The sequence below is a fragment of the Haliscomenobacter sp. genome, assembly GCF_033763495.1.
In the GTDB taxonomy this organism is placed as follows: Bacteria; Bacteroidota; Bacteroidia; order Chitinophagales; family Saprospiraceae; genus Haliscomenobacter.
Window position 1 is genome coordinate 1 of record NZ_JANRKL010000227.1, and the last position, 14,615, is coordinate 14,615.

Sequence of the window (14,615 nt, forward strand, 5' to 3'; positions counted from 1 at the left end):
TATGTGCTGACAAAGGGCACTTCGACAGGTCCTCTTCAAGCCACATAAAAAGTTTATATATTGTAGGAGTGATATGTGCTGACAAAGGGCACTTCGACAGGCCGAAGAGAGCCTACGATTGCGTTCAATGTCGGGTAGGAGTGATGTGTGCTGACAAAGGGCACTTCGACTCACGATGTACTTGAGCTGAGTAAAGAGCTAAGTGTAGGAGTGATGTGTGATGACAAAGGGCACTTCGACAGGAGGCGTAAACCTGCGTTGAATTTTGTCATTTGTAGGAGTGATGTGTGCTGACAAAGGGCACTTCGACTTGAAGGCTGGTTTGAATATGTTTTCCATGTTTTGTAGGAGTGATATGTGCTGACAAATGGCACTTCGACTCCCAGTTAGAGTCGGTGAGGTTGGTAAGCTCGTAGGAGTGATATGTGCTGACAAAGGGCACTTCGACTGGAGAGCTCAGCTTTTCTGTTTAAATAACTTGTTGGTAGGAGTGATGTGTGCTGCCAAAGGGCACTTCGACTTTTTATCCCCGATTTTGATGGTGAGGTTTTGGGATGTAGGAGTGATATGTGCTGACAAAGGGCACTTCGACATCAGGAACAGCACCGCGAAAAAAAATAATTTTTTGTAGGAGTGATGTGTGCTGCCAAAGGGCACTTCGACAAACTTGCCATGATTTTGAAATGTTTTGGTAAATTGTAGGAGTGATATGTGCTGACAAAGGGCACTTCGACAGTGAAAGTCGATAAAAACGTTATTCTCCGATCCGCTGTAGGAGTGATGTGTGATGACAAAGGGCACTTCGACAACCAATGAGGTGCAGACAAAGGTCAAGATATACGTAGGAGTGATATGTGCTGACAAAGGGCACTTCGAAGAACCCCTTTTGAATCGTGCTTTCACGTAGTTCTTGTAGGAGTGATATGTGCTACCAAAGGGCGCTTCGACTAGCTGCCACGTTTTTGCTAATGGTCAGGGAGAGGTAGGCTCTAGGAATCTGCGATCGTAGAGCCTGCTCGCGCAGCGAGCGTAAAAGGATCGACGAGCGCCCGACGTAGTGGCAGGTAAAACCTTAAGCAAAATGGCACAAACCCGGCATCAATTCATTTAGATAAAATAAAATTCGTTCACTCTTTGTAAACCAAACCACTTAAACATATAAAAATAAAAATTTAACCTTTGTGCATCTTTTTTTACCACTTGCTTGTTACGTCTAATGTATACAATCCAAAGAAACCAAATTAGTACCCAGGAAGTAAGCTCGAAGCGATTACCATTACCCTAAATGTAGCACGACGAATTAGCGAATACATCATCTTGTAGCACTTGCACACCAAGACCAGCAAACACCCAGCATACTACGTCCTGTACCTACAGTGAACGCATTCCTCTTATTGCTCCATTCCAAAAACTATTAGGTCATGAGCAAGGCCAAATCCAGTAAAACTCCGGCTGAAACCCTCTTCAGCCATCATGTTTTTTTGTTCCCTTTTAAATGGGCACCCTTTACCCAAAAAGAGGAAGCCAGTGCTTCTTTTGATAAACAAACCAACCTGAAGCCTTTGGTGGAAGAATTTCGCAAAGTGCCCGAACGTTGGCGCAGCAAAGCCTTTAAAATCGACACCCTCTTGGGCTATTCCGAGTACAATTATTTTTTGGACTACGTCCGGGAAATTTTGTATGATTTGCACGAAGACGAGGCCAAAGGGGATGACAACTCCGACCCGGTTGGCAGCACTTCCCCTTTGTATACTCCCAATAGTGGGACTAAGGATGTGATCCAACATTTTGAATATGTACCCAGCCGGGGCAAAATGTTTTACCACATCAAATTGCAAGGTCGTGAAAAGCCCTACGAACTGGAAATTGAGAGCTTTTTTCTGCACTTGTATTACACCGGAGTGGGTGTGTTCAGTTTTCACCTCAACAATCGTCATGCGGAGCAGGCTAACCCGGAAGACATCCTGGCGATCAATCAATTTGGCCGCCGCCTTTACCCCATTTACTTCGACATCGATCAAGATGTGATTGGAACCCAGGAAATTTTTAAGGATCAAAATTTTGCCGCAGGTTTGAAAGGGGTAGCCGGCAAACGTGAACAAGGCGCCCAACGCGAAGTACTCGCCGAATCCATCTCCGTAACCTTGGGTGAGCAGACCTCCATGGAAGATTTTGCAGACTATACCAATTACGAGAAATTCAAACACAATCCTTTTTTGTTGCCCAAGTTCATCAAGGAATTTTTACCCGAGGGTTTGTTTTGCACCCACGACAACCCAGAGGCCAACACCAAAGGGCGTTATACCATCAGCCCAGCGCTCGACGATCGGATGTTTGTAGTATGTTGGTACGGCCAGTCCCAACTCTCGGCACAATTGCGCGAGGCTTTTCGCTACGAGCAGGTGTATAAAAACGCAGTGATTGAACCCCAGCATGCTGCCATTGAACCAGCCCTGGACTGGTGGTACAAATATGTTTTTGTAAATACCAAAACCATGACCTGTCAGAATGCCGAGTTGCGTTGGAAAAACATGCAAAACAGTACCAATTTGCGCTGGCGAGATCAAGGTACATTTTATGGGGTTACGGCTTATTCGCTGGTCATGGTGACGAACAACTTGACCGAGTTGAAAAAAAGCAACCGCGGCTTTTTGGTGACTTACCTGCAAAGCATTTATTACAAATTAGTCGAACTGGTCTTGGTGCAAAGAGCCACCGTAGAGCGTTTTGCCGATGAGGTTACCCACATATCCCGCCTTGAAGACGATAAAAATGGCAATGAATTGCCCATAAAAGTGAGTGCCTTATACAAGCAGTACATTCGGTTTGTGAATAAAATATATTTTCGGGAGGTGACAGCTCAAGCCTTGGGCTCAGAGTTATACGAGGGATTGCAAGAGCAGGCCAGCGTGAGCAAAAACGTCAAGGATTTGGACGATGAAATCAAGGAACTACATGCTTACGTCCAACAAACCCAAGAGCGCAAACGCAACAACCGCCTGGCTCAGGTATCCAATATTACCGCGGCTTTTTTGGGGCCTTCCCTGTTGATCGGGTTTTATGGCATCAGTAGTTACCCTCAATTTGAGAGCCCTTGGCGGGAAATTGGGATTCTTTGGCTGATGCTCAGTTCGTATTTTACAGGTTATTTTTCGCGACGCATTTTTCGTGAGAACCCCAGTTATCCCAACCAGAAGGAAGTGAATCTACGTACGCGGTACGCGTTGATACCTTTTGCAATCGGAATGGCTTTCCCACTATTGGCACCATTGCTGAAAACCTGGGTTTTCGACAATAAACCTGCCGTCATCGAAGCAAAGCATCTTGACGTCCGACAAGAAACAAAACTAAAATCCTTGCCCATTCAAGGAGATACCAGCCGCAAAAATTTGATCGTTCAGCCGCCGCTCGCACCAAACTTATTCACGTTCCCCAAAACCAACTGACCCATGCCACTAGCCATCACCCTTGTGGGCATGCAAGCCCGGACGCAGCGCTTTTTGGCTTGCCGCAGCCTGGATCAACTGGCTTTTGTGCTGCGCAGAGCACCGACCATGTTGGCTTCGCTAGCCGAGCATCCGCAGTACCGGGAATTTTATGTGCCGAAAAAAAACGGCGATAAGCGGTTGATAGAAGATCCCCAACCGCCCCTCAAAAAGCCATTGCGCAAGCTCAACGACTTCTTGCAAGCCGTGTATTTTTTTCACCGCACCGAATCGGCCTACGGTTTTTTGACCAATCCGGTCGACGATCCGCAGCCGCGCCACATCCTCAGCAATGCGCGAGTCCATTTGGGTTGTACCTGGTTGTTGAACATGGACATGCAGGATTTTTTTCACACCATCAGCGAGGAAAGGGTGTTGGAAATCTTCGAGGCGCCCCTGTTCAATTTTCCCCGCGATGTAGCTGCGGTGCTGGCTGGTTTGTGTTGTTACAAGGGGCGTTTGCCGATGGGCGCACCTACCAGCCCTATCTTGAGCAACCTGGCTTCCATCCCTCTGGATCAGGATTTGCAACATTATGCCAAGGAGCGGGGTTGGGCCTATACCCGCTATGCCGACGACATGAGTTTTTCGGGGCACAGTCCGATTGAGGCAATACATGTGGAAGAAATCAGCGCCATCGTGCAACAGTACGATTACCGTATCAACCCAGCTAAAACCCGGATTTTTGCCCCCGGTGGCGCACCCAAAGAAGTGACCGGGTTGTTGATCGAAAACCAGGATGTTGCACTCACTGCCGAGTACTACACCCAATTGCAAGCCGCCATTGAACACCTGAGCCTGGTCGTAGATGCCAAATACAGCACCAGTGCCGGGCAAGTACACTTCACTCCCTGGCTCAATGAATTGCAACAACAAGTACAGGGCAAACTGGCTTTTGCTGGGCACATCCTCGGCCCGGAAGCCCCCCAATACCTGGAACTGGAGCGCAACTTTGAACTGGCCTTGCAGCCGCCGGAATACTTCGGCCCGCTGACCTGGCTGGAATTTGGTTATGAACACCTCAAATTTTGACCCATGCAAATGATCCTCAATACCACCGGGCTGGCGCTGAAAGTAGAAAAAGGTGTGTTTTTGGTGAGCACTGGCGACGAACGCAGGCTGATCAGCCCAGAAAGCCTGCATAGCATTGCCATCACTTCGCCCTGTTTGCTTAGTTCAGCAGCAATAGAATTGGCCGCTGATGCTGGCATCCCCATCTACTTTTACGACGATACTGGCGATGCTCGTTCCTGTTTGCGCAGCCCCTATTTCGACAGTCTAGCCACTCTGCGCCGCAAGCAGGTCTACTTTAGTGATGATCTGGCTGGTTCCTGCTGGGTCTTGGAGCAGTTTCGGCACAAAACCCAGCACCAGTTGCAAAACCTGACTTACTTGCAAGACCGTCGTGGCAGCCAAGAGGGGGCCTTACAAACTGCAATACTGGCTTTGCAAGAAGGACTGCTGACCTTGAATACCCACCAGCAGATACCTTCTAGCACCTGGAGCGCGGGCCTGATGGGGTGGGAAGGCAGCCAAGCTCGTGCGTACTGGCAGGCGGTAGCCGCAGCACTACCCGCAGCCTGGACTTTCAAAAGCCGGACGCGGCGGCCAGCGCAAGATGCTTTTAATGCCTTGCTGAATTATTTTTATGGCTTTTTGTACGGGATAGTGGAGCAGGGTATTTTTGCCGCAGGGCTCGACCCTCACCTGGGTATTTTGCACGTTGATGACTACGACCGCCCCACCTTGTCTTATGACCTCATTGAGGCTTTTCGACCCTGGGTTGATCGATTTATCCTGGAATTGGTACTGAGCGATCAGGTGGAGCAGGGGTATTTTGAACCTCGTTCTAGCGGCATTTTCCTCAACAGCAACGGCAAACGTTTTTTGATCCCACAATTCAACGAGTGGATGAAACAAGCGGTGCGTTGGCAGGAGCGCCAAATGAGCCGAGAGGCACAGATTTTTCGCGCCGCCGCCATGCTGGCCAAACACATTCAAGAAACGGTACAGCGCCCCGATCCCGCTGCTGCCCCATAAGTAGCGGCAGCCCTATGTGGCTGCTTGAAATAATGCTGCTACACCAAAACAATAAAAACCATGCACCTGATCAGTTACGATATCGTACACAATCGCTTGCGCCTCAAAGTTGCCAAACTGCTGCTGCGCTACGGCCTGCATCGGATTCAGTATTCGGTGTTTTTGGGTGAAATCAAAGAGTCGACTCTAGGGCGTTTGCAAGCCCAACTTCTGCTGCTGCCCCAAAGCCCCGAATGGTCGCCCGAAGACACCATTCTGCTACTGCCTTTGCACCAATACAGCGAAGACAACCTGGAATTCATCGGAAAAACACCCGAACGCTGGGAGGAAATGACTGGGCAATTGCATACCTTAGTGATCTGAAAAGCGAAAAGTGAGGTGGGCGGCGTCCAACAAATTCGTCACTTTAAAAATGTTCTTTGACATGCTGAAAACATCCATTATCTTTGGAAAAATGATGCCAACATTGGGCAATGTGCTGAGAAAACCAGCACGGGATACGGGGTTCGGAAAGCAGGTTTTACCCCTGCCCAAACCCAAATTTTGCAAATTTGATAATCTCCTATGTTCGTGTACGCCGAGTTATCTACAGCTGAACTACTCCTACTTTATTCATTATCAGTCATATGGTGATTTTTAAGGGTAGGAGTGATATGTGCTGACAAAGGGCACTTCGACACGGAATGGCGTATTCAATGAGCTTTTTCATGAGCGTAGGAGTGATATGTGCTGACAAAGGGCACTTCGACTCACTAGCACGGCCACCAGGATCAGGAAGACTGTAGGAGTGATATGTGCTGACAAAGGGCACTTCGACCTCCTTGTCCCATGCTATTTCCCATGGCCTTGAAAGTAGGAGTGATATGTGCTGACAAAGGGCACTTCGACCGGCTTGGGTTTTCCCAGAAGCACGTGTAAGGAACGTAGGAGTGATATGTGCTGACAAAGGGCACTTCGACTGTTTTGGGGGGTGCCGCCGTTATTTGGCGACTGTAGGAGTGATATGTGCTGACAAAGGGCACTTCGACCAAAGCGCGCAAGAATGGCGTTCACGTCCCCCTCGTAGGAGTGATATGTGCTGACAAAGGGCACTTCGACATCATCGCCCTTGTGAGTTGTTTGCTTGTTTCGTGTAGGAGTGATATGTGCTGACAAAGGGCACTTCGACAAGAATCCCACCAGCGAGAAGATGATCTTAAAGCGGTAGGAGTGATATGTGCTGACAAAGGGCACTTCGACCGCTGTGCACGCCATACGTCACCATCAAAATACCTGTGTAGGAGTGATATGTGCTGACAAAGGGCACTTCGACTTTCCACGAAAAATAGCTGAGACAACCGGCACACTAACGTAGGAGTGATATGTGCTGACAAAGGGCACTTCGACGCTTTAGCGATAAATTCGGAAGAGTTCTTCAAGAAGTAGGAGTGATATGTGCTGACAAAGGGCACTTCGACTTGAGCCGTTGCAGTAGTCGCAGTCCCCATCAAAGTAGGAGTGATATGTGCTGACAAAGGGCACTTCGACCGTATTAATCGTCCCAAGTTCGCCGTTGCCGACGGTAGGAGTGATATGTGCTGACAAAGGGCACTTCGACTGAAGCATAGACCTTGAGGCATCATAGTTGCCCATTGTAGGAGTGATATGTGCTGACAAAGGGCACTTCGACTTGCGTGCCCCCTTCGCGCTGATAATAAAAAATGTTGTAGGAGTGATATGTGCTGACAAAGGGCACTTCGACGAAAACGAAGCGGATTGCGAAGCTGTCTATCGCGAGTAGGAGTGGTATGTGCTGCCAAAGGGCACTTCGACTTTGTTCTTCCGTCATTGTTTGTAAATTACTACAGTAAGAGTGATATGTGCTGACAAAGGGCACTTCGACTTCTTTTTTGGCAACTGATTGAATGGCTCTGAAAGTAGGAGTGATGTGTGCTGCCAAAGGGCACTTCGACTTGCTGTAGACGGCGAAGGATTTCAGGTATCCTTGTAGGAGTGATATGTGCTGACAAAGGGCACTTCGACCGGCGGCTGCCAAACCGATAACAACAAAAGAAAAGTAGGAGTGGTATGTGCTGACAAAGGGCACTTCGACGTTTGCCGGACAGTCGAACAATCTTTCCGTTATCGGTAGGAGTGGTATGTGCTGACAAAGGGCACTTCGACGAGTTGTTCTTTATTTAAACGTGGCATTTTAAATGTAGGAGTGGTATGTGCTGACAAAGGGCACTTCGACATTGACTGGACGTACCTGCCCGAAAACAAAAATTGGTAGGAGTGGTATGTGCTGACAAAGGGCACTTCGACTACGGATTTATTCTTAGCCTCCCACACTGCCCGAGTAGGAGTGGTATGTGCTGACAAAGGGCACTTCGACAAAAGATGCTTCTCAAAGAAGCGGGTAGCTTCAAGTAGGAGTGGTATGTGCTGACAAAGGGCACTTCGACACCATGTCTCCGACGACTTCACCATTACCAGTTATGTAGGAGTGGTATGTGCTGACAAAGGGCACTTCGACCTTAGCTTGAAGCTGAATGTGGTGATGCCGATTTTGTAGGAGTGATGTGTGCTGACAAAGGGCACTTCGACTATCCACCAGCTAGTGAAATAAATTGGTTAATGGTAGGAGTGGTATGTGCTGCCAAAGGGCACTTCGACAAGCCTTGTGCATATGCTAGCCCAATTAGGTTCAACCAAGTAGGCGGGATATGTGCTGACAAAGGGCACTTCGACACAGGCCAGATTAGTGAAAGTGCAAACACCCAGTAGGAGAGATATGTGCTGACATAGGGCACTTCGACGCGAATGGTTGCGGTGGTTGTTGGTGTGCTCATGAGTAGGAGTGGTATGTGCTGACATAGGGCACTTTCGGGAATTTCGAACGCAAGGCTCCCCACACTCACACTTTCACACGCACACCTCACACCTTCTCGTGTGCCGAAATTGGGCGAGGCTTTACATCCAAAATAGGAAAAAGTCCAGGCATATTGCTTTGTCAAAAGCTTGTCTTTGTGTCCTTTGTGCTGCCTTCGGGTTCTTTGTGCTAATTTTTCATTGTGATACTTGTAAATTCGGGATGATTCATGTTTTATGCGGAAGTTCTTGTCTAGGAGCCGTACCCAACTGCCCCACAACCCACAAGTGCCCGCCTCAGAACTACGCATCAATACTTTAAAAACTGCCCAACCGCGATCCTCCGATTCCCATTTTTCACCAATACCAAATAACTACCTGCGGAAAGCCCATCAACCTCAAACAGTTGGGTGAACCTTCCCGCGCCAATTTTCCCAATCGGCCGCTGCAAGGTTTGTTTGCCCTGAGCATCCTGGATGATGAGCGTCAAATTTGCCGCTTGTTTGAGGTCAAATTGAACATTCAAAGCGTTTTCTACTGGATTTGGGAAAAGTTTAAAGGACTGTACAAATACGGGGTCGATGGTGCTGACCGAGCTACTGACCGTGATCGAATCTCTACTCTTGCAGCCGTTTTCACTGACCACCTCAAGGCTATAAACGCCTGGAGTTTTGACCCGAATACTTTGGCTTGTTGCACCCGTCGACCAGCGATAGCCGGCTCCCATACTGCCCTTGTTTGCCAATGTTACAGAATCCCCTTTGATCAATTGCACATCGGGCCCTAAGTCCACTTGTGGGCTAGGGTAGAGGCTGAATACGGCGGAATTGGCTACAAACCGATCATCGTCCAGCGATCTGATTTGGATGATGGAATTGGCACCTGCCGTGGCATTTTTGGGGATGTACCAGCTGTACTTGGTTCCTGCACTGACTTCAGACTTGATCAAACTGAAGGTCTTTCCTTGATCGGCGGAGTAATACAGCGCAAAACGTTCTCCGGCATTGGTCGCCTGCCACTGGATAGTGAGGGTGTCCCCGCTACAATAGCTGCTGCCCAAGCGGGGGGAATTCAGTGCTAAAGAACCTACTACGCCCAGGGTTGTTGCTGCTTCAGCCATGTTTTTGGGCGCTTCTTTGTTGCCCACATGATCGGTAGCCCGAACGTAAAAGGCGTATTTAGCCAGCGCTTCACCCGCAAACAGGAAAAAGGTAGTGTCGATATCTCCCTGATACAAGTAAAAGGGGCTTTCATTTTTGGATACGTAGAGGTCATAGTACGAAAGGCCTGATCCCTTGGGGTCGTCTTCGGCAGTCCACTGCAGCAAGATGGTATTGGCTGGACTGGTCTTGGGTATGGCCTTTAACTTGCTCTGCGGAGCAATGGCATCTACGATATTGGTCCACAAATTGGTGGCTATGGCTGGGTTGATGTCAAATACAATCGAGGCTTTGGCCTTGCAGGTGTCTCCACTGGCAATGCCCTGGTGGGGTAAAATGGTAAAGGTGGCAAAACCTTCCCCTCGTTTGGTGAGGGTATCGTTGAAACGGTTGATGGTGGTATCGTTGACGGGCAAAAACCCCCTTAGTGCATCTTCTGGGCGCAACCCGGTTTTAGGGTCAATGGATTCAAAGATCCAGAAGGCTTCGTTTTTTTGTACGTCAATGCCCGCGGTAAGGTCTACAAATACGCCTAGTGAATCAACGGTGTTGGTGATGCGGGTGCGGTAGAAGGACTGATCCGCAGGCACCTGGTAACGGAATTGGCCAAAGCCGAATTCGTTGAGCCGGAAGGAGTAAAGGTCGTAACGCGGGTCTACAGGCATGCGCACCACTACTCTTTGGGCGGGCCCAGTGGCAAAATCTGGATCGTTTTCAAAACGGATCATGTATTGCAGGTTCTCCCTGGCTTTGACGTAACGCTGATCGGCATAGCCGAGTGGGCCTACGATGTCGTTGGGGTCAAAGGCGTGGATGACGGGGAAGCCGAATGGGTTTCCGGGCCAGGGGAAATAGGGTATGCAGTTTGGACAACCGTAACCGGGCCCTGGTTCGCCTCCGTTTGGGTTTGGGTATGGACATTGCGCCAATAAATAGCTGTTTAGAGTAAAGACTAAAACAGTTATTATTAATTGAATTATTGTTTTCATCTCAGTTTGAATTAACCCTTAACATCAAGTCGTGTTCCTACGCCGTTTTTAGGGAAGAAATGATCACGATATTCTGGTTTCTGTTGTCCTTGTTGCTGTTGCCCTTTCTGTTGTCCTTGTTGCTGTTGCCCTTTCTGTTGCCCTTGTTGCTGTTGCCCTTTCTGTTGCCCTTGTTGCTGTTGCCCTTGTTGCTGTCCTGTAGAGTTGGGGGGATTAATAGATGAATTATGGACAGATGAAGCTGTTTGATTTTGGCTTGAAATATGATTGATTAGGGTGGCTGTACCTATAATAGCAGCACCTGTGGCTAAAACAGCAGCAGCTGTGATGACTTCAGCAGGGAGCGCGGCTATTGCAACACCAGTAAGTGCAGCTATCGACGCAATTTGTTGGATAATTGGCACAGCTTGTTGAAGACACGTAGTGTTAGTTCCATTTGGGTCAACAAAATTTACAGGATTATTTATAACATAAGCATATTCATTCAACCCATCCACAAATCCCAACGGATCCCTTTGCCCAAATCGTCCCAACTCTGTTGAAAAGCTCCGCGCCCGATAATGATACATGCCCGTCTCTACATCGTACTCCCGCCCTGTAAACAAAAAAGGGTTCCCAATTGCCGAGGTGCCGAGCACCTGCCCAGTACCATTGAAAAAGCGCACTTGTCCATACGCATCGTATTCGTATTGCTCCACCACATTGCCCGCCTCGTCGCTGATTTTGCGTGCTGAACCCAGAGGGTCGGAGTGGTAGTAGTAATTTTTGCCACTGCGCTGCATGGAGAGTACCTGGTCGATGTTGTCGCCGTATACAAAACTCGCTTTGAGCAAACCCTTGTTCCCACGCTCTTCAATCAAGTCCAGACCATTGTAAAGGTAGAAGGTGGTATCCTGCTTGATGATTTTTTGGATGCGGCGCCCCAGGGCATCGTAACGGTACAGGGCCGTAGTACCATTGTCGACAGCAGTCAGTCTATTTTCAAGGTCATAGCCCAGGTTGAACTGGCCATCAAAAGTCAGGTTGCCATTTTTGTCATAACTCAAACTGCGGTTGGTGTTGCCCTGGCTGATGTTGGTGTATTGGTTGAGGGTGTTGCTGGTGTAGGTTTTGCTTTGTTGTTGCTCTTCGGCGCTTTTGCGGTTGCCAATGGCGTCGAAGGTGTACTTGCCCTGGCGTATGGGGTTCACTATGGTATTGCTGCCACTAATGACGCCTTCCTGCACCTGCGCCAGGCGGTCGATGGCATCGTAGGCGTAAACGCGCGAGCGATCAGCCTGGGTGTTGTTGAGTTCCCTGGTGCGGTTGCCCAGTTTGTCGTAATTGTACTGGTAGCTTTGGTTTTGATTTTTGAAAGCATATTGCAAGCCAGTGATGCGGGCATTGGCATCATAAGTCATATCATTGACTGTAGTATTGGCATAGCTGAGTTTACTGAGCTGCCCCAAAGGATTGTATTCAAATTTGGCCAAAGGGGTTTCACCGAGCAGTGGGTCAAGGATTTCCTGGAGGCGATTGCGTTCATCTAGGTTCAAATTCAGCTTGCGGCCACTGGGATAGGTGATGCTGCGCTTTCGATTTTTGGTGTCATAAGTGAAGTTACTTTGGTAAGTATTGAGGGTTTCTGTGCTGCGCCGATGGAGAGCATCATAAGTGAAGCGCACCAGGGCATATTGGTTTTGTGCACTCAACAGATTCCCTCTGGCATCATAGTTGAAACCCTCTTGACTACCATCGGCGTAACTGCGTCCAGTCAGTCGATAGAGGGGGTCAAAAGTGTAGGTGGTGATTTTGCCATTGTTGTCGGTACGGCTGATGACCTGATTGGTGGGATTGTAGCGGTATTGCATGGTACTGGCATCCGGGTATATTTCTTCCACCAGACGATCGAGGGCATCGTATTTGTATTGGGTTTGGTTTCCATTTTGGTCGATTACCGTCATCGGGTTTCCAGCAGGGTCGAAGCTGTAGTTGGATGTTGCATTGATGGCGTCTTTTACCGCAATACGACGGTTCAGTTTGTCGTAGGTGTAAGTGGTAGTATGCCCGTTTTGATCGGTAAGTGTATTGACATTGCTGTTTTTGTCATAACTCAAGTTAAGTTCTCCATTCAGTGGATCAGCTTGTTTGATCAATCGATTAAGGGCATCGTAGCTGAAGGTATAAGTGTTGCTATTGGCGTCGGTAAAGCTGATGCGGTTGGAGTTTTTGTCGTAACCCATTTGCGCCAGTAGGCCAATTTTATCCTGCACCGCGCTCAAACGATCTAGTTTGTCGTAACTCAGGCTCATCTCATTGCCATTGGGCAGGATGACACCAGTGAGGTTGCCATTGTTGTCGTAGTCAAAAATGGTACGTTCCCCTAGTGCGTTTTTGACCTCTGCCAGCCGATTTAGTAGGTCGTAACTGTATTGCGTGACGTTTTTGTTTTCATCTACCCAACGGCGCAGATTACCACGGACGTCGTATTCAAAAAGTTGGGTGCCACCTAAAGCGTTTTTAATCAGGGTGAGGCGATTCAAAGCGTCGTAGGTGTACTGGGTTTGATTGCCACTTTTGTCATTTGAAGAAAGTACATTGCCTACATTGTCATATTCATAAGTTTCTGACTGATTTAATGCATCAATAGTAGTGATGATCCGGTTCAGGTCGTCATACACCCATTGGGTTTTATGCTGATTGGGGTCAGTACTTGTCAGTAAATTGCCAAGTTCATCGTATTCATTGAGGGTTATGCCTTGATTGGGGTCAGTAACTTTGGTCAGATACCCAGAGGAGTTGTACTCATAATGGGTTGTATTGCCGTTACCATCAGTGTAACGAATACGATTCCCTGATTCATCATAGGTATAAGATTCAATAATACCCAAGGGGTGCGTAATTTTGGTCAAGTTGCCCTTGGCATCATATTCATAATTACGAATATTGCCATTCTTGTCCGTCATTTTGATGATCTGGTTAAAAACAGGTTCGTATTGCCATTGCTCGATCTGTTGCAGGGCGTCTACGGATTGCAACAAGTTGCCTTTCCCATCGTAGGTGTACAACATTTCATTGCCATTGGCATCAATCTTTTTGCTGATGTTTTTTTGTGCGTCATAAAAAAAACGCATGCTGTAGCCGCAACAGTTGCCCGTTTGGGCTTTGAGCAAACCGAGGGTATCGTATTCGTAGGTAGTCAGTTGCAATTCGTTGGCCACTCGTTCAGTCACATGGGTTTTGTATTGGTTGTAGTCGTAAAAAATGTTTTGGGTGCCAAAACAAGAGCTGATTTTGGTTGCGGCTTCATTGCTGTTGTAATCGATGTTGACTGGGTTGCCGTTTTCATCAATGACCGTGATGATTTTGCTGGCTTCGTCGTAACGGTATTCGCGGGTGCCACCTCCAGGGTTGATGACCCGGATGGGATTGCCGCTCTTGTCATATTGAAACTGAATACTACGGGCAGGTTTGGTGTTGGTATTGATTTTTTGCAAACGCCCTTGCGCCCAGGTAAAGCTTAATTTACGTCCCGCTGCATCGCTCACTTCGGCCAACAAGGTGTCGGTATAGCTAAGCGCCAGAGTGTTATTGTTGCGGTCTGTGATTTTGGTTAGCCGATGGTGCGCTGCGTTTTCAAAATAATAAGCAGTGCCATTTTTGCTTAGCAATTTGAATTTACCAACTTCGTATTCTTGCAGTGTTTCAAACACACCAGCAGGGGCAACAAGACTGCCATTCTTTCTCGTAAACACATCGCGCCGACCATCCATGCGCTCCAGTGCAATGCCCGCAGAATCAGGCATACAGGCCATGTTGTAATTAAGAACCCAACCGCGTCCAAAGCCCCAATCGCGGCCTCTTTTTGAAGTATTGTAGGCAAAAACGATTTCGAGATTTAGGCCCTGGCCTGGAATGAAAAGATCGCTGCGGTTGAGAAACAGGTTACCCGAATAACTATTGACACTCACACCATTTGGGCCAAGAATATTGGGTTTGGTATTGTTCACATCTTGTGCCCAGGTCAACTGGCCCCAGGCCAATAAACCAATGCTGATGATGAACGCCTTTAATTTTATATGGGATAAAATAGCTTGCTTGCGCATAACTTG

The 14,615-nt window shown here is 48.1% G+C and carries 6 protein-coding genes and 1 CRISPR repeat array; of the genes, 4 read left to right on the plus strand and 2 right to left on the minus strand.

All coding sequences use genetic code 11. The features are described 5' to 3' along the window. Window positions 1-1,421: 1,421 nt before the first annotated feature. From SFV55_RS26735 to cas2, 4 genes are read left to right on the plus strand one after another with little or no spacing between them, the layout of a single operon-like run. Entirely contained in the window at window positions 1,422-3,446 is a 2,025-nt protein-coding gene (locus SFV55_RS26735) for a hypothetical protein (protein WP_320032650.1), read from the plus strand. Between the two features lie 3 nt (window positions 3,447-3,449). Then, entirely contained in the window at window positions 3,450-4,517 is a 1,068-nt protein-coding gene (locus SFV55_RS26740) for a reverse transcriptase family protein (RefSeq protein WP_320032651.1), read from the plus strand. A 3-nt stretch (window positions 4,518-4,520) separates the two neighbouring features. Then, a complete protein-coding gene (gene cas1 / locus SFV55_RS26745) occupies window positions 4,521-5,525 on the plus strand; it encodes a CRISPR-associated endonuclease Cas1 (RefSeq protein WP_320032652.1) in 1,005 nt (334 codons plus the stop codon). Window positions 5,526-5,585: 60 nt separating this feature from the next. Next, window positions 5,586-5,888: a CRISPR-associated endonuclease Cas2 gene (gene cas2 / locus SFV55_RS26750; protein ID WP_320032653.1), complete on the plus strand. Its 303-nt coding sequence runs from the start codon at window positions 5,586-5,588 to the stop codon at window positions 5,886-5,888. A gap of 279 nt (window positions 5,889-6,167) precedes the next feature. Then, window positions 6,168-8,394: direct repeats of the CRISPR family, unit length 36 nt; unit sequence GTAGGAGTGATATGTGCTGACAAAGGGCACTTCGAC. A gap of 291 nt (window positions 8,395-8,685) precedes the next feature. Here the strand turns inward: cas2 and SFV55_RS26755 are convergent. Then, entirely contained in the window at window positions 8,686-10,464 is a 1,779-nt protein-coding gene (locus SFV55_RS26755; protein WP_320032654.1) for a T9SS type A sorting domain-containing protein, read from the minus strand. 71 nt (window positions 10,465-10,535) lie between these two features. After that, the gene (locus SFV55_RS26760) at window positions 10,536-14,609 is read right to left on the minus strand and encodes an RHS repeat-associated core domain-containing protein (protein ID WP_320032655.1); all 4,074 of its coding nucleotides are present in this window, start codon (window positions 14,607-14,609) and stop codon (window positions 10,536-10,538) included. Window positions 14,610-14,615: the final 6 nt, after the last annotated feature.

Coding starts and splice junctions, on each gene's coding strand:
- cas1 (WP_320032652.1), top strand. CDS start 4,521: ATGCAAATGATCCTCAATACCACCGGGCTGGCGCTGAAAGTAGAAAAA.
- SFV55_RS26760 (WP_320032655.1), bottom strand. CDS start 14,609: ATGCGCAAGCAAGCTATTTTATCCCATATAAAATTAAAGGCGTTCATC.
- cas2 (WP_320032653.1), top strand. CDS start 5,586: ATGCACCTGATCAGTTACGATATCGTACACAATCGCTTGCGCCTCAAA.
- SFV55_RS26735 (WP_320032650.1), top strand. CDS start 1,422: ATGAGCAAGGCCAAATCCAGTAAAACTCCGGCTGAAACCCTCTTCAGC.
- SFV55_RS26740 (WP_320032651.1), top strand. CDS start 3,450: ATGCCACTAGCCATCACCCTTGTGGGCATGCAAGCCCGGACGCAGCGC.